This window comes from Pseudonocardia sp. DSM 110487 (genome assembly GCF_019468565.1).
Lineage (GTDB): Bacteria > Actinomycetota > Actinomycetes > Mycobacteriales > Pseudonocardiaceae > Pseudonocardia.
Map to the genome: position 1 here is coordinate 7586606 of NZ_CP080521.1, position 26858 is coordinate 7613463.

Consider the following 26858-nt stretch of genomic DNA (forward strand, 5'->3'; position numbering starts at 1 on the left):
CTGCGCTCGGCCGGCGCTTCGCGAAGGCGCTGTGACATTGATTCGCTCGCAAGCTCGCTCATCGATACCCACCCTTCCCGGCGGGCACCACGACCAGCCGCGTGAACGCGTAGTGCAACACCCCGGCGACGAGGAACGCCGGCACCGATGCGCTCGTGTAGCGGAAGAGCGACGACGCCTCGTAGGTCAGCGGGTTGAGCAGCAGGTAGTAGGTCAGCGCCCCGGCGCCGACGGCGACGAACGCGAACGGGTTCACGCCACGCCAGTACGAGTACCTCGACACGCCCTCTGCCTCGTACAGGCCTCGTACGTGCAGCGTGCGGCGGCGCAGCAGGAAGAAGTCGACGAGGTGGACCCCGCACAGCGGCGCGAGCACCAGCGACACCCAGGCGATGAACTTGAAGAAGTTGTCGTACAGCACGCCAGGCCAGAACACGACGGCCGCGGCGGGGGCGAACAGCAGCGCGGCGAGCACCGACCACGGCAGCCGGTGCGCCGGGCGGCCGATGGCGCGCAGGACCGCGAGGCTGCCCGAGTAGGTCTGGCCGACCATGCTGGTGAGGTTCGCGAACCCGACGAACAGGAGCGCGAGCACGCCGAGCACCGCGCCGCCGAGCGGCACCATCCACACCGTGGGGTCGGCGTCGCCGAGCACGAGCGCGGCGAACGTCCCCACCATGCTCGCGACCACGCTCGCCAGGAACAGCCCGATCAGGTTCGGCCAGAACGCCACCCGCTGCGTCGTGGTCAGCCGGGCGAGGTTGCCCATGATGGTCCACCACGAGAATCCGGTACCGAGGCCGATCTCGATGGCGATCATCCAGTCGAGACCGGGATCGCCGAACGGCTGCAGCGGCGGCGCGGCCGCCAGCTCGCCCCAGGGGTGCTGCACCAGGATCAGCACGAGCATCGCGACCGACATCACCGCGAGCAGCGGCGCGACGATCTTGTTGATCCACTCGATCGACACCGGACCCTTCACCAGCACCAGCCACGAGGCGACGATCGCGACGAGCGCCATCGCGATCACCAACCCGCCATTGGGGTCGAACGCGGTGCCGGCGACGGCGTTGATCACGTTGACGATCGCGCGACCGCACATCACGGCGAGGATCGCGTTCCAACCCGCCGCCGCGAGCGGGAACAGCACGAGCACCAACGCCCGGACGCCGTTCAGCCCGAACACACCCCGCAGCCCGGTGTACTGCTCGACCCCGTACTTGCCCGACGGGAGGCAGGAAGCGAGCGCGACGAGGACGACGCCGATCAGATTGCCGATCACGCCCGCCGCGATCGCCGTCCTCGCCCCGGCGAACAGCGCCACGGTCCCGCCGGTGAGGAACGCCCAGGTCGCGATCGCCAACCCGACGTTCACCGAGGTGAACGACCAGAACCCCCAGATCCGCTCACCCCTGAGCGTGGGCAGCCCGGTGAACGCGGCGTCGCCCTCGACCGGCGCCGCCTGCCGCGGAGTGCTCATGCCGGGTACCCCCACAGCCACATCGCGACCACGACGACCACCACGCCCACCGCGAGCAGGATCAGGTCGACACGCGGCAGGTCCGCGCGAGCCGGATCGTCGTACGCAGGGTCCTCGATCGTCGCGAGCCGGCGGCTCAGTTCCGCGTCGTGCCAGTCGGTGTTCATGTCGACCACCCGTCTCGAGCGCAAACTATCTAAGATAGTTCGGAGACAGTAGCCTGTGGGCGACTGATCCGGAAGAGCCGACGAGGAGGAGCCTTCGCGTGGGACGCAGAACCGATCTCGCTCTGAGCCGGGAGAGCATCGCCCGCGCTGCGCTGGCGATCTTCGACGAGGACGGCGCCGCCGCCGTCACCACGCGGAACATCGCAACCCGGCTCGGCGTACGGTCGCCGTCGCTCTACAACCACGTGACCTCGAAGGACGAGATCCTCGACGCCGTGACCGAGCTGATCGACCGCGAGATCGACAACTCTCCGCTCGCCGATCCGGACCTGCACCGAGGGCTCGCCGGGTTCGCCCGCTCGTACCGGCTGGCGTTCCGGCGGCACCCCGAGGCGCTCACCGTGATCGCGCTCCGCGCCATCGAGACCGACGTCGCGCTGTCCGGGTACGACACCACGCTCGGCGCGCTCCAGCGCGCGGGCTGGAGCCCCGCCGCCGCGCTGGAGGTGATGGCCGCGCTGGAGTACATCGTGCTCGGGTCGGCGCTGATTCCGTTCACCAGAGGCTTCGTCCGGACTCCCGGCGACTACGCCGGCCGCTACCCCGCACTGGCGCGCTCGCTGGCCGAAGCCGAGCTCGACGCCGTCGACGACCGCGGGTTCGAGCTCGCACTGGGCCTGTTCCTCGACGGGCTCATCGATCGCGGACCGGCCTCCTGATGCCGGCGACGGGACACCGTGCGGCGGTGGAGGGGACGATGCAGACGGGTCGGCCGCGGCAGACGACGACCGGGGCCGCCGCACTGCTCGGTGAGCTGTTCGGGGTCGCCGCGGACGACGCGCGGGACCTCGGCAGCGAGCGGGACCAGGCGTTCCTGGTGCTGTCCGCCGGGCGCCCGGTGGCCGTGCTCAAGGTGTCGAACCCCGCTGAGGATCCCGAGGTCCTCGACATGGAGGCCGCCGCAGCGCTGCACGTGCACCACATCGACCCTGCGCTGGGGGTGGCCCGGCCGTGGCCGGTGCCGGGCACCCCGGATGCCTTCCGCGCCCGGTGGAACGACGGCGGGGACGTGTACTGGGTGCGCGCGTACGACGTCCTCCCCGGGACCGGCCGGGTCGACCCCACGACACTCGACGACCGCGCACTGCGCATCTGGGGCAGCACGTCGGCCCGGCTCGGTCGGGCCCTGCGCGGGTTCAGCCACCCGAAGGCCCACCGCACCATGCTCTGGGACGTCCAGCACGCCGCCCGTGCACGGGACCTGCTCGGGTACATCCCGGACGACGAGCGGCGAGCCGCCGTCGAGCGGGTCGTCGACCGGTTCGACGAGGTCGTCGTCCCTGCGTGGCCGCGGCTGCGCGCGCAGGTCGTGCACGGTGACCTCACGGTGGACAACGCACTCACGGCCGCCGATGGCACGATCACCGGGATCGTGGATTTCGGGGACATGAGCCACGCGACGCTGCTCACCGATCTCGCGTCCCTGCTGGAGTCGCTGGTGTGCGGGCGGTCCGGCGAGGAGATGTTCCGCGCCGCCCGGCTCGTGATCGACGGGTACGAGCGGGTGACCCCGCTCGAGCCGGAGGAGGTCGACCTGCTCGGGGAGGTCTGGGCGGCCCGGGCAGCACTGAACATCGCGATCAGCGAGTGGCGGGTGGCGCAGGGGCTGGAGGACCCGGTCTTCGCGCGGCGCTACAACGACCCCGCCGCGGCGACGATCGCCGGCTTCGAGGCGGTCGGCTGGGACGGCGTCCGCCGTCAGCTGGGGGGCAGCCGGGTCGAGGCCCCGACCGCCCGGTTGGTGCAGCGGCGTGACGCCGTCTTCGGTCCCGCCGCCGAGCCGCTGTTCTACCGCGAGCCGGTGCACGTCGCGTCGGCGGAGGGGGTGTGGATCACCGATGTGACCGGCCGGCGGTACCTGGACGGCTACAACAACGTGCCGTGCGTGGGGCACGCCCACCCGCGGGTCACGGCGGCGATCTCCCGACAGGCGCGACTGATCAACACGCACACCCGCTACCTGTCCGAGCCTGCGGTGGAGCTGGCCGAGCGGCTGGCCGCGTCGTGCCCGCCCGGTCTGGACACCGTGCTGCTCGTGAACTCGGGGTCGGAGGCGAACGACCTCGCCTGGCGGCTGGCTCGCGCCGCGACCGGCCGGGACGGGGCGCTGTGCACCGACTTCGCCTACCACGGCCTCACCGAGGCCGTCGCCGCCGTCTCACCCGAGGTGTGGCTCGATGGGCGCAGCCCGGATCACGTGGCGACCTGGACGCCGCCCGACCCCTACCGGGGCACGGCCCTCGGTGAAGAGTCCTTCGAGGCGGCACTGGAACGGCTGCGGGTCAGTGGGCACGAACCGGCGGCCGTGTACCTGGACACCCTTCTCACCAGCGAGGGCATCGTCGACCTCGACCCGGCGTACGTCCGCGCGCTGCACCGTCGGGCCAAGGCGGCCGGCGCGCTGTGGGTCGCCGACGAGGTGCAGTCCGGCCACGGGCGCACCGGGGAGGCGCTGTGGGCGTTCTCCCGCTTCGGCATCGAGCCGGACGTCGTGACGCTCGGCAAGCCGATGGGCAACGGACATCCGGTCGCGGCGGTGATCGCCCGCAGCGAGGTCGTGCAGGCCGCGGCCGGTCGGACGGTCCTCTTCAGCACGTTCGGCGGCAACCCGGTCTCCGCCGCCGCGGCCCTTGCGGTGCTCGACGTCATCGACGACGAACGGGTGCTCGACCGGGTCCGCCACACCGGCGAGACGCTGCGTGCCGCCCTGCGGGAGGTGGCAGGCCGCCACCCGGCCATCGGCGACGTCCGGGGGGTGGGGCTCGCGGTCGGCGTCGAGATCGTCCGCCCCGGCGGCACGGAGCCAGACCGCGCGACGGCGGTCGCCGTCCGCGACGGGATGCGCGACCGCGGTGTGCTCGTCGGCACGACGGGCCGGGCCGGCAACGTGCTCAAGATCCGGCCGCCGCTGGCCTTCACGCGGACCGAGGTGCCCGTGCTCGTCGACGCCCTCGACCGGACGCTCGCCGAGCAGCCCGGCCCGTAGCGACGTCCGGCCCTCGGCGTGCCGCGTCTGCCGGACCACGCAGCAAGATCAGTCCCTCTCGTCGAGCACCGGCCGGGCGGGGTCCCAGCGCTCGCCGGGCCCGCGTTGCCATGCCATCCCGCTGAGCGCCTCCAGGACGACCCGGTTGGCCAGCGCCGCGGTGATGTCGGCGTGGTCGTAGGGCGGGGAGACCTCGACGACGTCGAGGCCGACCACCGGCAGCTCCATGCAGATGCGCCGGACGGCGTCCAGGAGGGCGCGGGCCGACAGCCCGCCCGGTTCAGGGGTGCCGGTGCCCGGGGCGTGCCCGGGGTCGCACACGTCGATGTCGACCGACAGGAAGACCCCGTCGCACTCGTCGGTCGCGATCGCGAATGCCTCGTCCAGGCAGGCGGTGAGCCCCCTCTCGCCGATCTCGGTCATCTCGAACGAGCGCATCCGCTGGCGCGCCATCCACGCCAGCGTCTCGGGGCCGGGCCAGTAACCGCGCAGGCCGATCTGCAGGAACCGGTCGCCGCGCAGTGCCCCGGACTCGATCAGCCGACGCATCGGCTGTCCGTGGCCCCACAGCGACCCGAACTCGATGTCACCGGTGTCGGCGTGCGCGTCGAAGTGGATCATCGAGACGCGGCCGTGACCGCGGTGGTTGGCCACGCCCTTGGCGTCGGCGAATGCGATCGAGTGGTCCCCGCCCAGCACCACCGGGACCGCGCCGCTGCGGGCGACGGTGGTGACGGCCTCCTCCAGCGCGGCGAGGCTGCCCTCGATGTCCCCGGAGTACATCTCGACGTCGCCGGCGTCGACGACCCGCAGGTCGGCCAGCGCGTCCACGCGCAGTGGGAGGCTGGGCCGGCTGCCGTCGTGCGGCAGGTAGTCGGTCATGCGGATGGCCTGCGGCCCGAAACGGGTGCCCGGACGGTGCGAGGTGCCCCCGTCGAACGGCGCGCCGATGATGACGACGTCGGCGCCGGCGTAGGTGCCGGGTTCCTCGAGCGTGCAGGGGTCGACACCGAGGAAGGTGACGTCGGGGCCGTACATCGAGCCGTAACGGGGCATGGTTCTCCGGTCGGACGTTCAGCGGACCCGGCCGGGCGGCGCGAAGGCCGCGCCGTGACCAGGGATGATCAACATCGGTTCCATCGCGAGGAGCCGCTCGCGAGATGCCTTCAGCTGGTCACCGTCGTGGGCCAGGGGGTCGTCCTGGGGCCCGTCGGCGCTCCACCACAGGTGGGTGGCCGCAACCAGGCCGGTGTCGGTCGTGACCAGAGTCGTGATGTCCTCGGCGGTGTGTCCGGGTGTGCGGATCAGCCGGACGGAAGGCGACAGCTCGAAGCCGTCGGCGTCGCGGTCCTCCCAGACGTCGCCGTGGTAGATCGCCCAGTGGTCGTGGAACCGGGCCTCGGGGAACAGCGCGGCGTTGAGGGTGTGGTCGGGATGGTGGTGGGAGAACACCACGTCCGTCACGTCGTTCGGATCGATCCCCAGCTCGGACAGGGGATCCAGGATGAGCCCCCGGTGGGCGACCATGCCGGGGTCGACCACGATCGTCACATCAGTGTCGCGGATGAGGGTGACGGTGCCCGCGACCCGTTCGGCGGCATATCCGGTGGTGAGGACGTCCACAGTTGCGGTCATTGCTGTTCCTTCCGTCACTCGCTCTCGATTCGACGCAGGAAAGCACGGGTTCGATCGTGTTCGGGGTCGGCGATGAGTTTGTCGGGCGTCCCCTCCTCGACGATGACGCCGTGGTCGAACATGATCAGCCGGTCGGCGGCCGTACGCGCGAAACCCATCTCGTGCGTGACGACGATCATCGTCATGCCGTCGTCCACCAGCTCCTTCATCACCGCGATCACCTCGCCGACCATCTCGGGATCGAGCGCGCTGGTCGGCTCGTCGAACAGCATCAGCTCCGGCTTCATCGCGAGCGCACGGGCGATGGCGACGCGCTGCTGCTGGCCACCGGACAGCTCGGACGGCCGCGCGGACGCCTTGCCGGCGAGACCGACCCTCGCGAGCAAAGTGTGGGCCTGCTCCCGCGCCTCCGCCTTCGACACGCCCAGGACGTGCACCGGGGCGGCGGCCACGTTCTCCAGCGCGGTCAGGTGCGGGAACAGGTTGAAACGCTGGAAGACGAAGCCGATGTTGCGCCGACGTTCGGCGACGACTCTCGGGCGCTCCTCCACCGGCCGCCCCGGACCCGGCCGGTATCCCACCCGGCTGCCGTGGACGAGGATCTCCCCCTCGTCGATCCGCTCCAGGTGGTTGAGGCACCGCAGGAACGTCGTCTTGCCGGAACCGGACGGTCCGATCACGACAACGACCTCGCGGGCCCGGACGTCCATGGAGACACCGTCGAGGACCCGGATGTCGCCGAAGCGCTTCACCACCCCGCGCGCGGACATCACCGCCGACGGGTCGGCCGGCCCGGTCAGGTCGTGCACTGTGGTTGCCTTCGTGAGCGGGTCCATCTCAGCGCGCTCCCCTGCCGGCGAGTGTGGTCCTGATCCGGTCCGAGCCACCGACGAGGCGCGTCCGGAGCGACGGTGAGGCGACCGCCCGGCCGGGATCGGCGAGCTTGCGCTCGATGTAGCGCTGGATGAACGACCAGATCGTTGTCAGGGCGAGGTAGCAGCACGCGGCGACGAGGAAGATCTCGAAGGTCTTGAACGTCGCGGAGTTGATCGACTGCGCCGTCAGGAACATCTCCTGCAGGCCGATGACCGACAGCAGCGACGTCGATTTCATCATCAGGTTGAACTCGTTGCCCAGCGGCGGGACGATGATGCGCAGCGCCTGGGGTAGCAGGACGACCCGCATGGTCGTCGCCGGCGTCATGCCGAGCGCCTGTGCCGCTTCCGCCTGGCCAGGGTCGATGGCGTCGAGCGCGGCGCGGAAGATCTCGGCCATGTACGCCGCCTCGTTCACGGCCAGCGTGAGGATGGCCGCCTGCACGACGCCGAGTAGGACGACGCCGCCGATCTGGATGTCGGTGAACCGGTAGAAACCCGCGGCCGCGAGGCCGTTGTAGACGATGACGAGCTGCACGAGCAGCGGCGTGCCGCGGATCAACCAGACGTAGCCGCCGCCCGCCCAGCGCAGTGCCCCGAAGCGGCTGCGCTGGGCCAATGCGATCACGAGACCGAGCACCACCCCGAGCAGCTGCGCGATCACCGAGATGTACACGGTGCGCCACAGCCCTTCGAGGAACACGCCCGAGGGCGACAGCAGGTTCTGCCAGAAGAACGTCCAGTCGAAACCGGCTCCAGGGGTCACGTCGTCACCCTGCGAGGGAGATGTCGTCGCCGGTCAGGTTCCACTTCGCGAGGATCGCGGTGTACATGCCCTTCTTCTGGACCGCGGCGAGCGCTTCGGTCAGCGCGCCGTGCAGGGCCTGCTCGCCCTTGCGCAGCGCGATGCCCACCTTGATGCGGTTGAAGGGTTCACCGGCGAGCCGGAACGTGCCGGGCTGCTGGGTCATCACGTACGCGGCGGTCTCCAGCGTGGTGCCGTAGCAGTCCACGAGGCCGAGCCGCAGTTGCTGGAGGGCGTCGCTGTCCTTCGTGAACTGCCGGATGTCGACGGCGGGCCGACCGGCGGCCGTGCACTTCGCGGACTGATCGGTGAGGTAGCCGACGACGGTCGTGCCCGTCTGACCGGCCGCCTTCGTGCCGCACAGGTCGTCCACGCCGTTGATCGCGGTGTTGCCGCTCGCCACCACCAGCGTGTTGGACGCGTACATGTACGGGACGAAGTCGACCACCACCTCCCGCTCCGGCTTGATGTAGAGCTGGCTCATGATCGCGTCGCACTGCCTGGCCTGCAGTGCGGGGATGATGCCGTTGAAGCTGGTGTTGGCCCAGTTCGCCCGGACACCGAGCTCGGCGGCGAGCGCGTTGCCGAGCTCGATCTCGGCGCCCACCGGGGTCTGGGCCGCGTCGTAGAAGGTCAGCGGCGGGGCACTGATGTCCGAGCAGTAGGTGATCTGTCCGTCCTGCACGAGCGTCCCCTCCGGGACCGTGACCGATCCCGGCGCGGGCGCGCTCGGGGCAGCCGGACTGCCGCACCCGGCGAGGGCCACGACGGTCGTGATGACGGAGCCGGCCAGCACGTATGCCGCTCGGCGGGACGGGGAGTGCGACCTGGCCATACCGAGCTCCTTCGCGCGTTCCCACTGTTGCGGGAGACGTAAGTCGATGCCATAGTCGATGCCGTTGACTAGAGGGCAAGTTAGGGCGAGCGGTCCGCAGGAGTCAAGGAATCCGCTGTAACGGGAATGTTGCCCGGCAGACCCGGCCCTCTTCCCGTCACCCACGGCACAGGGCCGTGCCTCCCCATCGCGGAAAGGACGATCAACTGTGCGCATGAACCGGCGGCTCGTCGCGAACGGATCACGATGGGCCGTGGCCGCGCCCCATGCGGCAGCGAGCGACGCGGCGGCCGAGGTGTTGCGGACCGGCGGCAACGCGATCGACGCCGCTCTCGCCGCGGCGGCGATGCTGACGGTGGTCTACCCCAACCAGTGCTCGATCGGCGGCGACCTGCTCGCGCTGGTGGGCACGGCCGGCGGGGACGTCCGCTTCGTCAACTCCAGCGGGCGGGCACCCCGGGCCGTCGACGTTCGGTCGGTGGCAGCGGACCACGACGTCATGCCGGTCCAAGGCGCGCTACCCGTGACCGTTCCCGGTGTGGTCGCCGGTTGGGCAGCACTGGCGAGCCACTGGGGCACCCGCCCCCTCGCCTCCGCGATCGCCCCCGCTGCAGCCGCAGCGCGCGAAGGGGTCGCCGTCGCCCCCGGCCTCGCCCGCGACCTGCAGCGCGAGCAGCACATCCTGGCACGGGATCCGGGCGCGTCCGCGGTGTTCTTCACGGACGGGGCGGTCCTGTCTGCCGGGCAGACCCTGCACCAGCCCGAGCTCGCCCGCACGCTCGCGCTGATCGCCGACCACGGCCCGGCCGCGATGTACGGCGGAGAGGTGGGCGCGAGCCTGGTCGAGCTGCTCGCCGGGCAGGGCTCGGCGATGACGGTGGCCGACTTCGCCGAGCACACCGTGGAACTGGCGCAGGCGCACGGCGCGATGTACGACGGCGTCGAGTACCTCTCCGGCGCGGGCAACTCCCAGGGCCTGTACTTCCTCCAGGCGCTCAAGGCACTGGAGGTGGTGCGCGCGGACCGAGGGCCGGTGGACCCGCTGAGCCACGACGCCGGCGTGGTGGCGTCCGTGCTCGGCCAGGCCGCCGCCGACCGCGACCGCTACTGCGCCGATCCCGCGTGGTCGCCGTCCCCGATCGACGAGCTGTTGTCGGAAGCGTACGTACGGCGCATCGCCGAGCGGGCGACGTCTGGCGCACCGAGCCTGCCGCTCGGGCAGGTCAAGGCATCCGGCGACACCGTCGCAATCGTGGCCACGGATGCCGACGGCACCTGGGTCTCCTTGATCCAGAGCGTCTTCCACTGCTTCGGCGCCGCGCTCCTCGATCCCGCGACCGGCATCGTCCTGCACAACCGGGGCGCGGCGTTCGCCCTCGACCCGACCTCGCCGAACCTGCTCGCCGGCGGGAAGCGGCCGCTGCACACCCTGATGCCGGTGCTGGTCCGGGAGGCAGGCGAGCTGGTCGGCGCGCACGGCGCGATGGGGGGACGTGCCCAGCCCCAGGTGCACACCCACATCGCGCTGCACCTGGCCGCCGGCGCCTCGCTCGCCGCCGCCACCGCGGCGCCACGCTGGGTCCTCGGCCCGATGGAAGCGGGTGTGACGGCGGGCGCCGGTACCGTCAATGCCGAGCGTGACGTTCCGCCCAGCGGCGTCCGCGCCATCGAACGCGCGGGGTTCATCGTCGAGGAGATCGACTCACACGACGACGGTGTGGGACACGGCCAGCTCGTGCGTAAGGTGCCGGGCACCGGCCGACCGGAACTGGTGGCAGCCACGGATCCCCGAGCCGACGGCGCTGCCGTCGCCGGCTGACCCTGCGAGTGCCGACCTGAGGAAGGGCGAGTGAGCAAGAGCAGCGCCGAGGTGAGCAGGACCGCGAACCGCAACCGGCTACCGCGCGGCACGCTGAGCCAGGAGCTCATCGTCAAGGCGGCGTTCCGGGTGGCCGACTCCGCCGGCATGGACAAGCTCACGTTCCAGTCGCTCGGCCGCGAGCTGTCCGCCCACCCGACCGCGATCTACCGGCACTTCCGCAACAAGGACGAGCTCCTGCTTGCCCTCATCGACGCCCTCCACGAAGAGGCCCTCGCGGACACCCCGCCACTCACCGACGACTGGGCCCACGACCTCATGCAGATCGCGATCCACACGCACGAGGCGTTCCTCCGCCACCCACGCGTCGGCGCGCTGGTCGCGGCCCGTACCGCCCGCCGCGAGAACGAGTTCCGCTCCGTAGAACGCAAGCTCGACTGCCTGCGCCGCGCCGGCCTCAACGACACCGACGCCGCCCGCTACCACCGGGTCTTCGCCGACGTGGTGCTTTCCTACAGCGCGATGGACGCCAGCCTGGCCTCGCTGTCCCCCGAGGTCCGCGACGCCGACCTCCGCGCCTGGAAGACCGACTACCTCACCCTGCCGGCCGAGAAGTACCCCAACATCGCGCGGGTCGCGCCCGTGTTCGTCGCGCTGGACGACCCGCAGAACTTCCTGACCGCCGTCCAGGCGGTCATCGACACGATCCGGGCGACGGCTGACGCAACCCCTCCCGACGGCCGGGAGCGCCTCCCCTGACAACTGTCGGCACGGGACACTGTTCGGATGGATCAGTGACCTGCGCGAAGAGATATGGTCGGGCCATCGATCCCGAGCTGGGGACCCGACCGGGAGTGTGGGGTGGGGGTGACCACGAACCCTTCTCCCTCGCCGGACGGCGGTGCCGGCGTGGGGGCGCTGCTGCAGGCTTGGCGAGCGCGGGCACTGCTGACCCAGGAGCAGCTCGCCGAGCGAGCGGGGCTGAGCGTGCGCACGGTCCGCCGGTTGGAGACGGGCGCCGCGATGCGGCCGCAGGGCTACACGCTCCGCCGGCTGATCGAGGCGTTGAACCTGGGGCCGGCCCAGCTGGAGGAGCTCGCCGCAGCAGCACGTGCGCAACCGGTCGGCGGCGAACCGGCGGAGCCGACCCGACCACGTTCGCCGTCTCCCGCACACGGCGAGCCGTCGGAGCGGGGCGGGATGCCCGTCCTACGGCAGTTGCCGGCGGCGCCTCCGCTGTTCACCGGCCGGTCGCTGGAGCTGAGAGATCTCGAACGGGCTCATGACATGGGCTCGGTGGTGATCGTGACGATCGACGGGATGGCCGGGATCGGGAAGACCGCCCTGGCATTGCACGCCGCGCATCGGTTGTCGGGCGCGTACCCCGACGGGCAGCTCTTCCTGAACCTGCACGGCTACACGCAGGGTGTTGACCCCGTACCGCCGGGCGAGGCCCTGGATCGGCTGCTGCGGGCACTGGGAGTGCCTGCGGAACAGATCCCGGCACACACGGAGGATCGGGCCGCGTTGTACCGCAGCACGCTGGCCGATCGGAAGATGCTGGTCGTGCTGGACGACGTGCTCAGCGAGGCACAGGTGCGTCCGCTGCTGCCGGCCACCCCTGGATCGCTGGCCCTGGTGACCAGCAGACGCCGGCTGATCGAGCTGGATCACACACTGACGGTCTCGCTGGATGTGCTCCCACAACCGGACGCGGTCGCGCTGTTCACCCGCTTCGCGGGGGTCGACGCCGAGGACGCAGGGGTCGACGACGTCGTCGAGCTGTGTGGGCGCCTGCCATTGGCTCTACGGATCGCGGCCGCCCGGCTGCGATCGCGTCCAGCGTGGGCGGCGGGGCACCTGCTGGAGCGGCTACGTGATCGGCAGGAACGGCTCGGCGAGCTGGAATCGGGGGAGCGCAGCGTCACCGCCGCACTGGACATGTCGTACCTGCAGCTCGACCCCGAGCTACAGCGCGCCTACCGATTGTGCGGCCCGCTCCCGGAATCCAGCTTCGACGTCTACGTGGCCGCGGCGCTGGTCGACGTCACGGAGGACCGAGCCGCGCGACTGCTCGACGACCTGCTCGACGTGAACCTGTTGCAGGAGCTGGTGCCGGGCAGGTACGAGTTCCACGATCTGGTCCGCTCCCACGCCACTGCGGCGGCGCAACGCGAGGAGCCGGATCGCTTGGCCGCGTTCGGCCGCATGTTCGACTACTACAGCCACACCGCGTCGGTGGCGATGGACGTGCTGTACCCCTACGAACGGGAACGGCGCCCACCGGCACCCCCGGCCGCCACCCCGACACCCGACTTCGCCGGTCCGGTCGAGGCCGCCGCGTGGCTCGACCTCGAACTGCCCAACCTGCTCACCGCTGCCCGGTACGCCGCCCGGTTCTGCCCACGCGGGCACCCCGTGCACCTGTCGACCACCCTGGATCGGTACCTGCGCACGCGGGACCGCTACGCCGAGGCGGAGGTACTGCACCAGCAGGCGCTGACCATCGCTCGCCGCAACAGCGACGCGGCCGGTGAGGCGAACGTGCTCACCAACCTGGGCCACGTCTACCGCCGGCAGGGCCGTGCCACCCCGACGGCCGACCACTACCGAAGTGCGCTGGCCATCGCACGCTCCATCGGCGACCGCCGAGTCGAGGTGGACGCGCTGCTCGGCCTCGGTTTCCTCGCGAGCCTGCAGGGCAGTCACGAGGCCGCCATCGAGCACGTCCTCCGGGCGCTCGAGATCAGTCGCGGAATCGCGCACCGGAGCGGAGAAGTGGATGCCCTGTACCGCCTCGGCTGGCTGCATCTGACGCAACGCGAACCCGCAGCGCCCGACGAGTCCGACCCCGGCATCAGGTACGAGCGGGCGGCCAGGTTCTTCGAGCAGGCGCATGCGCTCGCCCGTGCGACCGGCAACTCCCTCAGCGAACTCCACAGCCTGCTCGGTCTTGCATGGGTCCACCGGGTGCAGGGCCGTCATGGGCCGGCCGAGGAGGCCTACGCGGAGGGCCTCCGCCTGGCCGAACGGCTGAGCAACGTCAACGGCGTGTTCGAGGCCTTGGACGGAACGGCACGCCTCGACGCCGCTGGAGGGCGGGCCGAGCAGGCGCTGGCCCGCCACAGCAGGGCCCTCGAGCTCGCCACCGACCTCGGACAACCCATCGACCAGGCCCGTTCCCACGACGGCATCGCCCGCGCCCACCACGCGCTGGGCCGGCGGGGGGAGGCACGCCGACACTGGCAGGCTGCGCTGGACATCCTCTCGGACCTCGGCACGGACATCACCGTGGACGAGGAGTTCGGCACCGCCGAGATCCGTGCTCGCCTCGACGACTGCGACGCCTGATCGAGAGGCGCCGTCGGAGGGTGGCGCTCTTCGACGCTCAGGCCACGACCTGGCGCTGACGCTCCTGCGGGGCGGCCCTCCGTACGAGGTCGGGCACGAGCGTCAGGATCCCGAGCAGCGCGAGCACGTCCCGAGCCAGAGCGGCGCGCGCCGGCCGAACCCGTCGATCGCGAGCCCGCCGACGGCGGAGCTGACGATGATCCCGCCGGTGATGAACGAGCCGTGGATCGTGTTGACCAGCGGCCCGACGTTCCCGGCGCCGGTGGCCCGTTACGTGGCCGATCGTGCCTCCGGACCGCCGTCGCGGAGGGCGGAGCGCAGCAGCGCGCGGGCCGTCCACTGCATCGTCGACGCCGCCTCCTCCCGCGTGAGGCCGGCCACGTCGACCATCCAGACGAACGCCTCGATGCCCGTGGCCGCCCGGATCGCTATGGCGAGGCCCCGGCGGTCCAGCCGCGGGTGCGTGGTCGCCAGCGGCGCGAGGGCGTCCTCGAGCCAGCCGATGACGCGACCGCGGCGCAGCACCGGGCCGGTCGGCTCCTCCCCTGGCTCCAGCGACAGCCGCAGCGACGCGCGCAGCTGCGCCTCCCAGTCCAGCACGATGCGCGTGGTCTCCGCGACGACGAGCGCGAGCCGCTCCTCCGGGTCCTCCGGCGGGTCGTCGGGGAGCAGCGACGCCCGGTCGATCTCCGGGTGGGCGGCGACGACCAGCGCGCGCTGGTTCGGGAAGTAGCGGTACGCCGTCGTGCGCGAGACCGCCGCGCTGGCGGCCGCCTCCTCGACGGTCGGAGTGATCCCGGTGGCCAGCAGCTCGCGCGCGGCGGCGACGAGCGCCTCGCGGGTGCGCGCCTTCTGGTTGCGGCGGCCGCTCTGCTCGTAGGGGACGGCGACGCGGGTTGTCATCAGGCTTCACGGTATCGTACTGTCCTTCGTGGGACTCAAGTCCCATAAAGGAGGCCGTCATGTGCACCGACCCAATCAAGACGGATCCGGACTTCTACTCGGTGGTGTTCGAGAACGAACGTGTGCGAGTGCTGGAGTATCGCGACCACCCGGGCGACCGCACCTCGATGCACGGCCACCCGGACATGGTGATCATCCCGCTGTCGACGTTCCGCCGGCGCCTCACGCTGGAGGACGGGCGCACCATCGAGGTGGAGAAGCAGGCTCACGATGCCGGCTGGGTGCCGGCGACGGCACACGCCGGCGAGAACATCGGCGACACCGACTCGCACTCGCTGTTCGTCGAGCTGAAGTGAGTCCGTAGGTCCACAGCACTCCCCGCCGACCCAGCCGATCCCGGCAAAGCGGTTGCTGCTCGAACTGCCGGTCATGCCCCGACGACTGGGCGTTGCAGGCTCAGCGCGCGGGGCTGAAGGGCGCCCAGTGACTGATCGCGAACGTGGCGCCATCCCGACGTACCTCTGCCGCACCCGGCCCGGGCAGATGGGCGGGCAGCACGAGCGCGCGGGTCTCGGCAGCACGCTCGAGCATTCGGTTCCGCTGCCGCACGGCGGCGGGCGCGTCCTCGCTGAGGCACACCTCGGCGTGGGGTTCGACGAACTGGAGCGGCGAGTGCAGCAAGTCGCCGACGAAGAGGGCCCGCTCGGAGCCGGAGCGCAAGCTCAGCATCGATGTACCGGGAGTGTGTCCGGGCATGGCCTCCAGCTCGAGGTTCCCGTCGATGCGGTGGCTCTCCTCCCACAGATCCGCCTGCCCGTGTTCGTGCACCGGCCGGACGCTGTCCTCGAACATGTTCTGATTGCCGAGCGCGGCGTTGATACCGCCGAGCGACCCCCGCTTGGGGTGCCCGTTGAGCGGGTTCCAGAACGTGAAGTCCGCCTTCGGGATCAGGTAGCGGGCGCGCGGGAACGTCGGCACCCACTGCCCGTCGACCAGCCGGGTGTTCCAGCCGACGTGGTCGGCGTGGACGTGGGTGTTCACCACGATGTCGACGTCCTCCGGCTGCACACCGGCAGCGGCAAGCCGCTCCAGGAAACCGGTTCGCAGATGCGCCCACGGCGTCGCATAGGGCCGCTCCTTGTCGTCACCGAGGCCGGTGTCCACGAGGATGACCTGTCCCTCGCTCCGCAGCACCCACGTCTGCATGTTGGCCTTGAAGAAGGTGGTGCGGGGCTCCCAGAAGTCCGGGACGAGCCAGTCGGCATGACGCTGCCACACCGGCTCGGGCGCGTCCGGAAAGACCTCCGGCCCGGGGGCGATGGGACCGTGCCACTCGACGACTCGGGTGATCTGGACATCGCCGATCGCGATCGTGTCGAGGGTGCGCGGGGCGTCGTGTTCGATGCTCATGCAGGCGACGCTACGAGGCTGGCGAGGTTGTTCCCATGTGTTCGTACACCTGTTTTATACGCGATATGACTAGACCCGTATCTTCCTGCGTAGTCTTCGGTCATGGACGTCTTCAGCGGCGTGATCGCGACGATGCGGGTGGGCCGCGCCGAGTTCACCCCCAGCCTCCGGCCGGCCGGGTGGGGTAACCGCTTCGGCCCCTATCCCGGAGCCGGGTTCCACGTCCTGCTGCACGGCTCGTGCTGGCTGGTTCCGCCGGAGGGCAGCCCGGTACCGCTCCGGGCGGGCGACGTCGTGTTCCTGCCACACGGGTCCGCACACGGTCTGTCCGATCGCCCGGACGTCGCCCTCGCCGACCTCCCACCCGACCCCGGCAACGACGCAGCGTCGACGCAACCGGAGACCGCTCGCGCGCACCTGGTCTGCGGGGCCTACCAGCTGGAGCGCCGCCTGGCCCATCCATTCCTGCAGTCCCTACCCGCAGTCGTCCACCTCTCCCCCGGCTCCCGCCATCACGACCTGCGCAGTGCCATCGACCTGCTCGGCGCCGAGCTCCTCGGGCCTCGTCCCGGATCCGACGCCGCGCTGCCCGCCCTCATGGACCTGGTGCTCGTCTACCTGCTGCGAGCCTGGCTCGACGAACAGGACACGCAGGATCTCGACCGCGGTTGGCCCGCGGCCCTGACCGACCCGCTCGTCGCACCGGCTCTCGCCGCGATGCACGGCGAGCCCGACCGCCGCTGGACGGTGCCCGACCTCGCCCGCACCGTCGGCCTGTCCACCACAGCCTTTGCCCGGCGGTTCTCCCGCGTCGTCGGCCGCCCTCCGTTGACCTACCTCACCTGGTGGCGGCTCAACACCGCAGCGCGCATCCTGACAGATGACGACGTGCCCCTGGCGGGCGTGGCACGCCAGGTCGGCTACGGCTCCGAATTCGCCTTCGCCACTGCCTTCCGCCGCGAATTCGGCGTCGCCCCCGGCCGCTTCCGGCGAGGGCAGCAGCGTCATGTCCCCGAGGGGTCTCGCCGCCTTGTTCCCGTCGCGGGAACCAGGCCCTGAAGGGCACCGAGATGGCCCGGCACACCGACATCACCGCCGATGCCTCGACCAACTGACCAGGGGCTGGCGAGTCGGGCTGCGAGTTCCTGTCGCGGTGACCGGGCGTAAGGGCGGCAGGGCGATGAGACGATCGAGCTGTCGGGCGTTGCGGCTATTACGAGATGTACAACCTGACGATGCCCTCGGCGTTCAAGGCATGGCTCGACCAGATCCTCGTCTACGGCCGCACCATCGGAGGCTCCTCCCCCGTCGCCGGGCGTCCAGCCGTGGTGATCTCGGCTCGGGGCGGCAGCTACGGCCCCGGCGCTCCCAGGCACGGCTTCGACTACGTCGTACCCGTCCTCGAGGCGCTGCTCGGCAACCAGGACATGCTCGGCCTGGACGTCACCACCGTGATCCCCGAGCTGACCATGTCCCCCCACGCGCCGACGCTGGCCGCGCTGCTCCCGAAGCACGAGGCATCCATGGCCAACGCCCACGACCGTGCTCGTGCACTCGCCGCGACGATCGCCGACGGCGCGGCCGCCGCCTGATCCCCGAACCGACACCAGTGGCTCGTCACGCAGCTTTGGCCGGGCAACTGGTCCAGGTCCGGATCGGTGGGTCGACCGCCGGGCCCACCGGGATCGGCGGGCTCATCAATGCCCACCAATGACATCGCCGTGACGGTACGGCTCCTCGATCGCCCGGTACGGCTCGATCCAGAAGTAGCAAGTTCGTGGGCTGGACAGCCGACGTCGCAGGCCCCTAGCGGTTGTCGTACTCCGCGCGGGCGGCGTCGATGTGCGGCAGGTGCGTGAGGCTCCACTCGAGCAGCGGCGCGGTGGCCTCGCGCAGGGTCCGGCCCATCGCGGTCAGCTCGTAGCTGACGTGCGGAGGCATGACGTTGCGGACGGTGCGCGTCAGGATTCCGTCGCGCTCGAGGTCGCGCAGCGTCACGGTGAGCATGCGCTGGCTGATGCCGTCGATGGCCCGCTTGAGCTCGGTGAAGCGCCGCGGCCCGTCCTCGAGCATGCGCACGACCAGCAGCGCCCACTTGTCCCCGACGATCCCGAGGACTTCGCGGGCGTGGCACGGGTCCTGCATGGTTACCTCCTGAGAACCGGGGCACCGAAAAGTGCCGTATTGCCCGGCGCACCTCGCGGGGATCACGATGCCATCGGTTACCAAATGGTACCGAGAAGCGCGAGAAGGAGCCGCACCACCATGGCCACGTTTCTGCTGGTACACGGCGCCTGGCACAGCGGGCGGAGCTGGGACCGGGTGGCCCCGCTGCTGGAGTCAGCCGGGCACCGGGTGCTCGCGCCGTCGCTGACCGGTTACGGCGACAAGGCACATCTGCTGGGCCAAGAGGTCGGGCTCGGCACCCACATCGACGACGTCGCCGGCATCATCGAAGACGAGCGTCTCGACGACGTGGTGCTCGTCGGGCACAGCTACGCCGGGATGGTCATTTCGGGGGTTGCCAACCGGGTCCCGGAGCGGATCGCGCATCTGGTGTTCCTCGACGCGATGGTCCCCGAAGACGGCGAAGCCGCGGTCGATGTCCTTCCGGTCACCAAGCAACTCATCGACCTCGCCGTGGACGGCTGGCGGGTTCCGCCGATGCCGGAGCAGCCGCCGCCGCTCGGCCTGTTCGGTGTCACCGATCCCGACGACGTCGCCTGGTTGCGCTCGATGCTGTCGGACCAGCCGGTGCGGTGCCTCCAGGAGCCGGTCCGGTTGGACGATCCGGCCGCGCGCACGATCCCGCGCACGCACATCCACTGCGTCGCCGGTCGGCCGGCGGGTATCACCCGGCGTCCCGTCCCCGCGGGCGAGCAGATACGGGAGCTGTCGACCGGCCACGACTGCATGATCACCATGCCCGTCGAGCTCGCCGGGCTGCTGCTCGAGGCGGCCTAGTCCAGGAGAGACCCCTGAAAATCGGGCGTGCCGGTGCCGCTGGGTTCGCGGCCGGGTTGTGACGATCAGTGGGCACGGGGAAAGTCTGCCCGCGGTCGGTGACCACGCCCCGCGCCTCCCACGCCCGTGCGGGCTGTGGTCATCGATCTTGATGCCCGGTGCCGTCCACCCGCGCCTGCTACCGAGGGGGTCCCACGTCGCCGGGCCGCTCACGCCGTCAGCAAGCGGGTGAGGAGCACCAGCTGGGCGTCTGCCTCGTCGGGCCGGATGAGCACGGTGTACGGCGGGAGCGGTGGGAAGTACAGCGCCGTGATCGTCCCGGCCAGTGGCTGCAGCTGCACCGATCGCCCTTGCGGGCCTTGCGCCAGGTGCAGGTCCTTCAACTCGGCCCGCGCGAGGAGCGGCCGGAGGTCGGGGTCGGCGTTGAGCGCCTCCGCGACGACGCCGGCCCGCTCGCTCCTGATCTTCGCCACGAAACGGCCGCTCCGTCCGAATCGGTAGCCGATGACGGCCGGCGGCAGCCGGACGCCCTCGCGCTTCCCGGTCCACAGGGTGTCGATGAGGGCGCCGAAGATCCGGAAGGAGCTGGCGAAACCGACCTCGACGACGACGTCGTGCCCGATCCGGCTCCTGGCGTGTCGGGAACGGGGGTCGGTGACGGGGTGGAGCCCGGCCCGGTGCATGGCGTCGACGGGTTCTTCGAGGACGGCGCTGCGGCGTCCCTCGTAGAGCAGCGACGCGCGGTGCCGGAGCGACAGCGGCGCCAGGCGCTCCGACCTCATCGCTTCATCACGTCCCCTGCTCGTCCGAGGCCCGGACCGGCTGTCTCGCCCGCGCCAGCGCGTACGACACGAGCGCAGCGACCATGGCCCCGGCGAAGATCGCGAGCGCCGGGAGGCCGTACGTGCTGTGCGCGCCCTGGAACGCGAAGTAGAGCGCGAACACGGTGCCCAGCGCACCGATGATCGGCACCGCGAGAGGGAGCCGGAAGGGCCGGGCGACGTCCGGGTCGGTGAACCGGGAGACGACGACGAGGAGGTGCCAGAAGATGTAGATGATCACCCAGGCGTACGAGCCGGCGTAGATGAGGGTGACGACGTCGTTGAAGGAGATCGCGACGACGCAGTACACGACCGCGGTGACGAAGACGGCGACCCACGGCGTCCGGAAGCGAGGGTGCAGGTAGGCGAACGCCCGCGACAGCCGGGCACCGAAGAAGTTGCCGTCACGGGCGATCCCGTAGAGGATCCGCGGCATCGCTGCGAGCACGATCACCATGGAGGTGTACGTCGCGGCCGCGGTGGCGAGCGCCATGAGGCCATGTCCCCAACCGCCGAACATGGCCTCCCCCACCACCAGCTGCGGGCAGCTCCCGTCACAGCCGGCCGGCCCCATGGCCGACTCCTCCCATTCGGCGAGGGGACGGGTCCCACCGACGCCGGTTCCCATGAACGCCGAGGTGGCGAGGATGGCCAGCAGCCCGAGGACGATCCCGGCCGGGAGGTTGCGCCGGGGGTTTCGGGTCTCCTCCGCCAGCGGCGCGACGAACTCGATTCCGACGAAGCTCCAGTAGGCCAGGGCCAGGGCACCGGCGACCGCGGACCACTCGAAGACGCCGATCTCGCCCACCCAGTTGCCGGCCGACCACGCACCGGTGTTCGAGAAGCCTGCCCATCCGGCGACGCCGAAGAACCAGCGAATGGCCAGCATGCCGACGAGGACGACGGCCTCGATGATCGCCATCGTCCGCACGTGCACGAGGTTGGGCAGCGTGGCGAGGACCGTCATCGCGATGATCCACGGGGCGAGCGCGCCGGTGGCGCCGAAGAGCGCCTGGAGGCCGAACGACCCCGCGGCGATCTCCAGCGCTCCCACGATGCCGAACATCCCGTAGAACGCGAAGGCCAGGAAGAGCCCGGCGACGACGGAGGCGCCTCGCCACGGGACCGCTCGCGCCCCGTACTCGTAGAGCGCCCCGGCCTTCGGGTACGTCGTGGACAGCTCCGCGCAGGACAGGCCGAGGAAGAGGTTGATCAGGAAGCCGATCACCAGGGCGACCAGGAACGCCAGCCCGATCGTGAAGTAGCCGACGAAGTCGCTGACCAGCGTGCTGGCCGCCACGACGAGGCCCACCCCGGCGACGAAGATCGACCAGGTGCCCAGCGTCTTCTCCAGCCCGCTGTCCTGCGGGCCCACCACTCGCTCGCTCATCGAGGCCTCCCCTCGACTCGTCAGCCGCAGTGCCCGTTCACGGGGCGCGGCACGTCCAGCGCGGGGCTCTGGTCGAAGAACCCGGTCGGCTGCAGCGAGAACCCGGCGTACTGCACGGGCATCACCGGCCAGTCCTCGAGGCGCGCGGCGTGGTGCTCGCCGAACGTGTACCAGACCACCACGTCGGTGTCGGCCACCCGACGGTCCGCCGCGGTCCAGCGGGGCAGCCCGTCGCCGCCCTGGTGCTGGTTCGGGTAGTCGCCCGCGGCGTGCCGCTCCCGCTCCTCGTACGGCGTGACCCACAGGTGGTGGGCCATGAACCCGGCGCGGTTGAGCACACTCGCCTCCGGCTGCACGAACGGCACGATGTTGCCGTGCGGCTTGAGCGCGTAAGCGGTGGGCTCGCCGACGGCGTTGCGCGCGTCCGGGCTGACGATCTTCCAGTACCGGGCTCGGTCCGGACTCACGCTCCGCTGCGCGCCGCGCTCGGTCTCCAGCAGCGTGTCGACGGTGCGGAAGGCGTTGCCCAGCGGGTTGTCCGGGCCCGGCGGGTCGGTCACCGTGTCGACCTCGTAGACCGAGTTGGCGGTGCCGTCGATGTCGAAGTCCAGCCGCATGTTGAACCAGTGCTGGTGGATCGGGGCGTAGAGGCCGTCGGCGTTGAGGAGCTGGCCGTGCGTCGGCCGGGTGCCCGGCGGGACGGCACCGGTCGACATGATCCCGGTGAGCTTGACCTCGAACTGGATCGTGCCGTCCTGGTAGAGGTACCAGAAGAAGCCGTACTCGTAGTTGCCGACGGTGGCGATGAACGAGACCACCAACCGCCGCGACCGGCGGACCTCGGTCTTCTCGGTGCGGAAGTCGGTGTGCTTCCAGAGCAGGCCGTAGTCCTCCTCGTGCAGGCACACGGCGTTCGGGATGGTCAGCGGGTTGCCGTCGGCGTCGGCGAACACGGCGTCGAAGTAGTGGATCTCACCGAGGCAGTCGCAGCCGAGCTCGAGCGGGTTGGCGAGGGTGCCGATGTTGTACTCGCCTGCGTCGAAGGCGTTCTTGCGCCGGTGCGTCGGTGCCGGGTCGCCGTAGGGCACGACCATCTCCGACAGCGACGCGCGGTGGAGGACGGGGCGCTCGCGGTCGCCGTCGGTGTAGCGGACCGTGTGCAGGACGAGCCCTTCGCGCGGGGTGAACCCGACCCGGAAGCGCCACTTCTGCCAGCGCACCTCGTGCCCGTCCACAGTGAACGAGGTGCCCTGGGGCTGGGTGATCTCAATCGGCCGCAGGTCGGTGCGCGGCGCGACGGCGTCCGGGGTGTAGTTGCCGGGCCGCTGCGGGACCGGCACGACGCCGTGGTCCTCTATCTTCACCACGCGCTTGGCCTGCGTGTCGACGTAGACGACGAGGTTCTCGACCGGGTGGGCGTAGCCGTTGTCGTCGGGCCCGCCCATCTTCATCCAGATCAGGCCGCGCAGCAGCCGGCCCTGTTCCTCGTCGCCGTAATGCCCGGCCGACCACGGGTCCACCATGACGCCGTCGAACTCGGTGATATCGCGCTTGCGTAGAGCCTCCTGGACCCCGGGATCGCCCTTGACGATCTCCTCGCACTGGAAGAACTCCTCCAGCATCACCTGCGGCTGCACACCGGGCACGTGCTCCCAGCGGGTCACGGCCCCGTCGGTGAGCGAGACGACCGCCTCGTAGGTCGTCCCGTCCGCCGTGTCGAGCACGATCGCGTCCGCTTCCCGTGCGGTCGCGGTCCCGTCGGCGTCGAACGCGAGCACAGCGGACTTCTCCGGCTCCCGCAGGACTATCGAGACGAAGCGGCACGCGTCGCCCGGATGGCCGGAGCCGAGGAGCAGATCGACAGCTCGAGTGACCTCGGCCGCAGTCAGCGGCTCGAGCGGATGGACGGTTGGCGCGCTGGTCGGGCGGTTCCGGGCGGTCGTCGTCACCCCCTCCCTTTCCCTGCGGAGACGCCGATCACACCATTCATGACCAGAGGCAACACAATCGTTAGCTCCGAACAGCTACAGCTCGATCACGGTAAGTTCACGCGATGACCTTCGGCCAATTGGCGAAGAGTTGACCAATTTCGTTCGGTGATCGGTGGAGCACGCTTTTCCTGAGGCCGCCGGATGCGGTTGCGGCCCTCGGCCTGCGCGGCGACAACCGGGCGCGGTCGTTCCGAAACCGATAGCTGATCAAGCGACCCGGCAATACCGTCGACGGGGAGGCCCTTCAACGCCCGACGGGAGCAGCGTGAGCCAACTTGATCAGCTGTCGACGACGAGCCCGGCAGGCCAACCGATCCTCAGTTCCGCGATCCGTGCCCTGAACCGGCTGACCGAACTCGGCGAACCGGTCGACGCCGGGCTGCTCGAGGCAGTGGCCGCGCTCGAGGGGAGACCGGCCTCCGACCTCGCGGCCGAGCTTCGGCGGCTGCTGGCGCCGTACCTGCTACTGGAGTTCCAGGTCGGCCCGCGCGGACCGGAAACACTGGAGCAGCTCGTCGCGCCGGCCCGCCTGATCCAGGGCGGCTGGCGCAGCTTCCTGATCAGCGCGAACAATCCGGGCGGAGTCGAGTCGAGCTTCGTGGTCGACGGCGGCGGCAGCATGGTCACCTGGGCCAGCGGGATGGTGACCCGGCCCTATCTGCCGGACCGGGTGGAACACGCTTCGACGATCCGGGACAAGTGGTGGTACGAGCTGCGGCTCGACGGTCCCGGCACGCTGTCGGGCCGCGAACTGGAGTTCGTCGTGCTCAGCATCTACAGCCGCGACGCGGGCCGGCTGTCCGCGCCGATCGCCATCGCCCGATCCGCGGGCCCGACCCTCGACGGCGAGCGGCGGGGCGACAGTTGGGAGCAGACCCAGCTGCGGCGGCTGTCCACCTCCGGCGTGGCCCGGACCGAGATCGAGGCCGAGGTGGTGCCGGCGCGCGACGTCGTCCTGGACGTCCGCGACAGTGACGGGCGTACCTGCATGGCCTCGATCATCGTCCGGGACCAGCTCGGCCGGGTCTATCCGTCCCGCGGGCTGCGGCTGGCCCCCGACATGTTCTTCCAGGATCAGGTGTACCGGGCCTCCGGGGAGTCGATCCCGCTGCCCGCCGGTGGCTACGACGTCACCGCGTGGCGGGGACCGGAGTATCGGCCGGTCACGACCCGGTTCGAGGTCGACCCGGCGGATTCCGCTCCGCTGAGCGTACGGCTGGATCGTTGGATCGATCCGGCCGCCCGCGGCTACTACTCGGGCGATCCGCACATCCACGGCGGCGGCTGCTCGCACTACAGCCAGCCCACCGAGGGTGTGACGCCGGAGACGATGATCCGGCACGTCCGCGGGGAGGCGATCTGGGTGTCCAGCGTGCTCACCTGGGGGCCGTGTTACTACTACCAGAAGCAGTTCTTCACCGGCCGCAGCATCAGCCCGCCGGCCACGCTGGAGTTCCCCTCGCACCAGGAGGCGCAGGGCGTCACCTGGCAGCCACAGGCCACCGATCACGACAGCGAGAGCGTGCTCCGCTACGACGTCGAGATCTCCGGCTTCCCGTCCAGCCATTCCGGCCACCTGATCCTGCTCGGCCTCACCGACCAGGACTATCCGGGCACCTCGGTGCTGGAGGACTGGCCGTCCTGGAACCTGCCGGTGCACCAGTGGGCGCGGGCCCAGGGCGCTTTGACCGGGTTCGCCCACTGCGGCCTCGGCATGGGTACGGCCTCCCGCGAGCTGCCCAACTTCGACCTTCCGCCTTTCGCCTCGATCGGGTCGAACGAACTCATCGTCGACGTGCCGCACGACGCGGCCGACTTCATCGCCGGCGCCGAATTCGGGGTCGCGGCCGAGCTGAACGTCTGGTATCACCTGCTCAACACCGGCTTCCGGACGATGATGCTTGGCGAGACGGACTTCCCCTGCGTCTCGGACGAGCGGCCCGGCATCGGCCGCACGTACGTGTCGCTGCCGGCACCGCCGACCGGCGACCAGGCCCTCGAGGCGTGGATCGATGGGCTGCGGACCCGGGCCTCCTACTTCGGCGACGGTCGGAGCCACGCCTTCGACCTGGCCGTCGACGGCGACACCGCCCGGGAACAGCGCCGGGCCGAGCCGGGCCGGGTGCGATTGACGGCGACGCTGGCGGCCCTGTTGCCGGAGCGACGGCCGGAGCCGACCGTGGCGGAGTTCGACTACGACCTCGCGCCGGCCGATCCGTCGGTGCCCAACGCCGGCTACGCCGACTGGGACTTCGGTGCCGACTCCTCCGCCTGGCATCTGGAATGGGCCCGGATCGGCGAGTCGCGCTCGGTCGCCGTCGAGGTGGTGGTCAACGGCCTGCCGGTCGCGACCCGGGAGATCATCGCCGACGGCTCCGAGCACCAGCTCGACCTCGACCTCGACCTGGACCGCTCGTCCTGGGTCGCGCTGCGGCTGCTGCCCAGCCTGCACACCCAGCCGATCTTCGTCGAGATCGGCGACCGGCCGATCCGCGCCTCCCGCAGCAGCGCGCAGTGGCTGCACGACTGCGTCGACAAGCTGTGGCAGGTGAAGCACGGCTTCATCCGGCCGACCGAGCGGGAGGAGGCGCGCGCCGCGTACGACCAGGCCCAGGCCGTCTATGCCGCCCGCCGGGACGAGAGCGAGGTCGAGTGATGTCCTGCGAACCCGGCTGCACGTGCTGCACCTCGGTCGCGACGGACGCCGCGTTCGTCGTGACGATCAATCCCGAGGGACGAGTGGAGGCCGCACGAACTGACGTCGAGGTCGAGCCGCTCCGTCCCGATGCGTGGGCGGAGATCCCGGTCAGCGTCACCAATAAGGGTTACGTGACCGGCCCGCTGCAGCTGCGCTCGTCCGCCGTCCCCGGTGTCGAGGTGGACGCCCCGGACACGGAGCTCACCGGCGCGCCGAGCCAGCAGACACGGTTCCGGGTCCGCCTCGCCGAGCCGGGCGCCGCCGACCTGACGCTGCGGTTCTGGGCCATCGGCTCGCTCGGCGGCCTGGCGAACAAGAACACCGCCTATCTGTACCTGCGCTGCCTGGCCGATGACACCGATCCGAGTCGCGAGGACGTCAGGGGAGCGGCGACCAGGTAAATGCCTCGCGCCACCAGTCGTCGTCGGCCGACCAGGACCGGAGCGCGTCGAACGCCGCATCGCCGTTCGGTAAGGTCGCCACGATGGCCGGACCGGCCGGAGCGGTGAGCTCCAGCCGCCACCGGCCGCCGTCGACCGCGCCGACAGAGCCATTGTTCTGCCGGGGCTGTCGATGATCACCTGGCCGACCAGTCGGGTCGACTGGTGGGGACCGATCCTTCACGATCGCTGACGGTCGCCAATCGATCGCCGCTGCACCCGGTTCCG

The 26858-nt window shown here is 70.8% G+C and carries 24 protein-coding genes; 11 read left to right on the forward strand and 13 right to left on the reverse strand.

Annotation, left to right across the window (positions count from 1 at the left end; genetic code table 11):
• Nucleotides 1-58: 58 nt before the first annotated feature.
• Both K1T35_RS35485 and K1T35_RS35490 read right to left on the reverse strand, forming a co-directional pair.
• The gene (locus K1T35_RS35485) at nucleotides 59-1480 is read right to left on the reverse strand and encodes a cytosine permease (RefSeq protein WP_220256100.1); all 1422 of its coding nucleotides are present in this window, start codon (nucleotides 1478-1480) and stop codon (nucleotides 59-61) included.
• Nucleotides 1477-1647 (reverse strand): hypothetical protein, encoded by a 171-nt coding sequence (locus K1T35_RS35490; RefSeq protein WP_220256101.1) that lies wholly within the window; start codon nucleotides 1645-1647, stop codon nucleotides 1477-1479. The genes K1T35_RS35485 and K1T35_RS35490 overlap by 4 nt, the downstream gene beginning before the upstream one ends.
• A 98-nt stretch (nucleotides 1648-1745) precedes the next feature.
• On the opposite strand from K1T35_RS35490, the gene K1T35_RS35495 reads away from it, so the two are divergent.
• Nucleotides 1746-2366: a TetR family transcriptional regulator gene (locus K1T35_RS35495; protein ID WP_220256102.1), complete on the forward strand. Its 621-nt coding sequence runs from the start codon at nucleotides 1746-1748 to the stop codon at nucleotides 2364-2366.
• Between the two features lie 38 nt (nucleotides 2367-2404).
• The gene (locus K1T35_RS35500; RefSeq protein ID WP_220256103.1) at nucleotides 2405-4693 is read left to right on the forward strand and encodes an aminotransferase class III-fold pyridoxal phosphate-dependent enzyme; all 2289 of its coding nucleotides are present in this window, start codon (nucleotides 2405-2407) and stop codon (nucleotides 4691-4693) included.
• Between the two features lie 48 nt (nucleotides 4694-4741).
• Here the strand turns inward: K1T35_RS35500 and speB are convergent, their stop codons facing one another.
• From speB to K1T35_RS35525, 5 genes are all read right to left on the reverse strand, one after another.
• Nucleotides 4742-5749: an agmatinase gene (speB, locus tag K1T35_RS35505; protein WP_220256104.1), complete on the reverse strand. Its 1008-nt coding sequence runs from the start codon at nucleotides 5747-5749 to the stop codon at nucleotides 4742-4744.
• 18 nt (nucleotides 5750-5767) lie between these two features.
• A complete protein-coding gene (locus K1T35_RS35510) occupies nucleotides 5768-6328 on the reverse strand; it encodes an MBL fold metallo-hydrolase (RefSeq protein ID WP_220256105.1) in 561 nt (186 codons plus the stop codon).
• Between the two features lie 14 nt (nucleotides 6329-6342).
• On the reverse strand, nucleotides 6343-7098 hold the full coding sequence (locus K1T35_RS35515; RefSeq protein ID WP_220263051.1) for an amino acid ABC transporter ATP-binding protein: 756 nt from the start codon (nucleotides 7096-7098) through the stop codon (nucleotides 6343-6345).
• A gap of 67 nt (nucleotides 7099-7165) precedes the next feature.
• Nucleotides 7166-7969, reverse strand: coding sequence for an amino acid ABC transporter permease (locus tag K1T35_RS35520; RefSeq protein WP_220256106.1), 804 nt, complete (start codon nucleotides 7967-7969; stop codon nucleotides 7166-7168).
• Nucleotides 7970-7973: 4 nt separating this feature from the next.
• Nucleotides 7974-8843: an ABC transporter substrate-binding protein gene (locus K1T35_RS35525; RefSeq protein WP_220256107.1), complete on the reverse strand. Its 870-nt coding sequence runs from the start codon at nucleotides 8841-8843 to the stop codon at nucleotides 7974-7976.
• A gap of 214 nt (nucleotides 8844-9057) precedes the next feature.
• Here K1T35_RS35525 and K1T35_RS35530 point away from each other — a divergent pair, with 214 nt between their 5' ends.
• The 3 genes from K1T35_RS35530 (at nucleotide 9058) to K1T35_RS35540 (ending at nucleotide 14013) form a co-directional block, all read left to right on the forward strand.
• Nucleotides 9058-10662: a gamma-glutamyltransferase gene (locus K1T35_RS35530; protein WP_220256108.1), complete on the forward strand. Its 1605-nt coding sequence runs from the start codon at nucleotides 9058-9060 to the stop codon at nucleotides 10660-10662.
• 30 nt (nucleotides 10663-10692) lie between these two features.
• Nucleotides 10693-11421, forward strand: coding sequence for a TetR/AcrR family transcriptional regulator C-terminal domain-containing protein (locus tag K1T35_RS35535; RefSeq protein WP_255621082.1), 729 nt, complete (start codon nucleotides 10693-10695; stop codon nucleotides 11419-11421).
• A gap of 102 nt (nucleotides 11422-11523) precedes the next feature.
• Nucleotides 11524-14013: a tetratricopeptide repeat protein gene (locus K1T35_RS35540; protein ID WP_220256109.1), complete on the forward strand. Its 2490-nt coding sequence runs from the start codon at nucleotides 11524-11526 to the stop codon at nucleotides 14011-14013.
• Nucleotides 14014-14283: 270 nt separating this feature from the next.
• Here the strand turns inward: K1T35_RS35540 and K1T35_RS35545 are convergent, their stop codons facing one another.
• Nucleotides 14284-14916 carry a TetR family transcriptional regulator gene (locus tag K1T35_RS35545; RefSeq protein WP_220256110.1) on the reverse strand — a complete coding sequence of 211 codons (633 nt, stop codon included), beginning with the start codon at nucleotides 14914-14916 and terminating at the stop codon, nucleotides 14284-14286.
• Nucleotides 14917-14975: 59 nt separating this feature from the next.
• On the opposite strand from K1T35_RS35545, the gene K1T35_RS35550 reads away from it, so the two are divergent.
• A complete protein-coding gene (locus tag K1T35_RS35550) occupies nucleotides 14976-15272 on the forward strand; it encodes a cytoplasmic protein (protein ID WP_220256111.1) in 297 nt (98 codons plus the stop codon).
• 100 nt (nucleotides 15273-15372) lie between these two features.
• Here K1T35_RS35550 and K1T35_RS35555 read toward each other — a convergent pair whose 3' ends face one another.
• Nucleotides 15373-16326, reverse strand: a complete 954-nt coding sequence (locus K1T35_RS35555; protein ID WP_220256112.1) for an MBL fold metallo-hydrolase — start codon at nucleotides 16324-16326, stop codon at nucleotides 15373-15375.
• Nucleotides 16327-16428: 102 nt separating this feature from the next.
• On the opposite strand from K1T35_RS35555, the gene K1T35_RS35560 reads away from it, so the two are divergent.
• Together K1T35_RS35560 and K1T35_RS35565 are read left to right on the forward strand one after the other, a co-directional pair.
• A complete protein-coding gene (locus tag K1T35_RS35560) occupies nucleotides 16429-17385 on the forward strand; it encodes an AraC family transcriptional regulator (protein ID WP_220256113.1) in 957 nt (318 codons plus the stop codon).
• A gap of 161 nt (nucleotides 17386-17546) precedes the next feature.
• Entirely contained in the window at nucleotides 17547-17918 is a 372-nt protein-coding gene (locus K1T35_RS35565) for an NAD(P)H-dependent oxidoreductase (protein WP_255621083.1), read from the forward strand.
• A 214-nt stretch (nucleotides 17919-18132) separates the two neighbouring features.
• On the opposite strand, the gene K1T35_RS35570 is transcribed toward K1T35_RS35565, so the two are convergent.
• The gene (locus tag K1T35_RS35570; RefSeq protein ID WP_220256114.1) at nucleotides 18133-18471 is read right to left on the reverse strand and encodes a helix-turn-helix domain-containing protein; all 339 of its coding nucleotides are present in this window, start codon (nucleotides 18469-18471) and stop codon (nucleotides 18133-18135) included.
• Between the two features lie 120 nt (nucleotides 18472-18591).
• Here K1T35_RS35570 and K1T35_RS35575 point away from each other — a divergent pair, with 120 nt between their 5' ends.
• Entirely contained in the window at nucleotides 18592-19290 is a 699-nt protein-coding gene (locus tag K1T35_RS35575) for an alpha/beta fold hydrolase (RefSeq protein WP_220256115.1), read from the forward strand.
• Nucleotides 19291-19499: 209 nt separating this feature from the next.
• Here the strand turns inward: K1T35_RS35575 and K1T35_RS35580 are convergent, their stop codons facing one another.
• Genes K1T35_RS35580 through K1T35_RS35590 form a run of 3 tightly spaced genes read right to left on the reverse strand, consistent with a single transcriptional unit; the run spans nucleotide 19500 to nucleotide 23450 of the window.
• Nucleotides 19500-20072, reverse strand: coding sequence for a hypothetical protein (locus tag K1T35_RS35580; protein WP_220256116.1), 573 nt, complete (start codon nucleotides 20070-20072; stop codon nucleotides 19500-19502).
• A 7-nt stretch (nucleotides 20073-20079) separates the two neighbouring features.
• Nucleotides 20080-21501 carry an APC family permease gene (locus K1T35_RS35585; RefSeq protein ID WP_220256117.1) on the reverse strand — a complete coding sequence of 474 codons (1422 nt, stop codon included), beginning with the start codon at nucleotides 21499-21501 and terminating at the stop codon, nucleotides 20080-20082.
• Nucleotides 21502-21521: 20 nt separating this feature from the next.
• Entirely contained in the window at nucleotides 21522-23450 is a 1929-nt protein-coding gene (locus K1T35_RS35590; RefSeq protein ID WP_220256118.1) for a primary-amine oxidase, read from the reverse strand.
• A 154-nt stretch (nucleotides 23451-23604) separates the two neighbouring features.
• Between K1T35_RS35590 and K1T35_RS35595 the strand changes: the two genes are divergently transcribed.
• Both K1T35_RS35595 and K1T35_RS35600 read left to right on the forward strand, forming a co-directional pair.
• Nucleotides 23605-26148, forward strand: coding sequence for a CehA/McbA family metallohydrolase (locus tag K1T35_RS35595; protein ID WP_220256119.1), 2544 nt, complete (start codon nucleotides 23605-23607; stop codon nucleotides 26146-26148).
• A complete protein-coding gene (locus K1T35_RS35600) occupies nucleotides 26148-26591 on the forward strand; it encodes a hypothetical protein (RefSeq protein WP_220256120.1) in 444 nt (147 codons plus the stop codon). The genes K1T35_RS35595 and K1T35_RS35600 overlap by 1 nt, the downstream gene beginning before the upstream one ends.
• The last annotated feature ends 267 nt before the right edge of the window (nucleotides 26592-26858 follow it).

Excerpts from the sequence above, each read along its gene's own strand:
- speB (WP_220256104.1), bottom strand. The coding sequence starts at position 5,749 with ATGCCCCGTTACGGCTCGATGTACGGCCCCGACGTCACCTTCCTCGGT.
- K1T35_RS35600 (WP_220256120.1), top strand. The coding sequence starts at position 26,148 with ATGTCCTGCGAACCCGGCTGCACGTGCTGCACCTCGGTCGCGACGGAC.
- K1T35_RS35545 (WP_220256110.1), bottom strand. The coding sequence starts at position 14,916 with ATGACAACCCGCGTCGCCGTCCCCTACGAGCAGAGCGGCCGCCGCAAC.
- K1T35_RS35510 (WP_220256105.1), bottom strand. The coding sequence starts at position 6,328 with ATGACCGCAACTGTGGACGTCCTCACCACCGGATATGCCGCCGAACGG.
- K1T35_RS35515 (WP_220263051.1), bottom strand. The coding sequence starts at position 7,098 with ATGTCCGCGCGCGGGGTGGTGAAGCGCTTCGGCGACATCCGGGTCCTC.
- K1T35_RS35525 (WP_220256107.1), bottom strand. The coding sequence starts at position 8,843 with ATGGCCAGGTCGCACTCCCCGTCCCGCCGAGCGGCATACGTGCTGGCC.
- K1T35_RS35570 (WP_220256114.1), bottom strand. The coding sequence starts at position 18,471 with ATGCAGGACCCGTGCCACGCCCGCGAAGTCCTCGGGATCGTCGGGGAC.
- K1T35_RS35485 (WP_220256100.1), bottom strand. The coding sequence starts at position 1,480 with ATGAGCACTCCGCGGCAGGCGGCGCCGGTCGAGGGCGACGCCGCGTTC.
- K1T35_RS35490 (WP_220256101.1), bottom strand. The coding sequence starts at position 1,647 with ATGAACACCGACTGGCACGACGCGGAACTGAGCCGCCGGCTCGCGACG.
- K1T35_RS35580 (WP_220256116.1), bottom strand. The coding sequence starts at position 20,072 with ATGAGGTCGGAGCGCCTGGCGCCGCTGTCGCTCCGGCACCGCGCGTCG.
- K1T35_RS35530 (WP_220256108.1), top strand. The coding sequence starts at position 9,058 with ATGAACCGGCGGCTCGTCGCGAACGGATCACGATGGGCCGTGGCCGCG.
- K1T35_RS35565 (WP_255621083.1), top strand. The coding sequence starts at position 17,547 with ATGTACAACCTGACGATGCCCTCGGCGTTCAAGGCATGGCTCGACCAG.
- K1T35_RS35575 (WP_220256115.1), top strand. The coding sequence starts at position 18,592 with ATGGCCACGTTTCTGCTGGTACACGGCGCCTGGCACAGCGGGCGGAGC.
- K1T35_RS35550 (WP_220256111.1), top strand. The coding sequence starts at position 14,976 with ATGTGCACCGACCCAATCAAGACGGATCCGGACTTCTACTCGGTGGTG.
- K1T35_RS35585 (WP_220256117.1), bottom strand. The coding sequence starts at position 21,501 with ATGAGCGAGCGAGTGGTGGGCCCGCAGGACAGCGGGCTGGAGAAGACG.
- K1T35_RS35500 (WP_220256103.1), top strand. The coding sequence starts at position 2,405 with ATGCAGACGGGTCGGCCGCGGCAGACGACGACCGGGGCCGCCGCACTG.
- K1T35_RS35560 (WP_220256113.1), top strand. The coding sequence starts at position 16,429 with ATGGACGTCTTCAGCGGCGTGATCGCGACGATGCGGGTGGGCCGCGCC.
- K1T35_RS35555 (WP_220256112.1), bottom strand. The coding sequence starts at position 16,326 with ATGAGCATCGAACACGACGCCCCGCGCACCCTCGACACGATCGCGATC.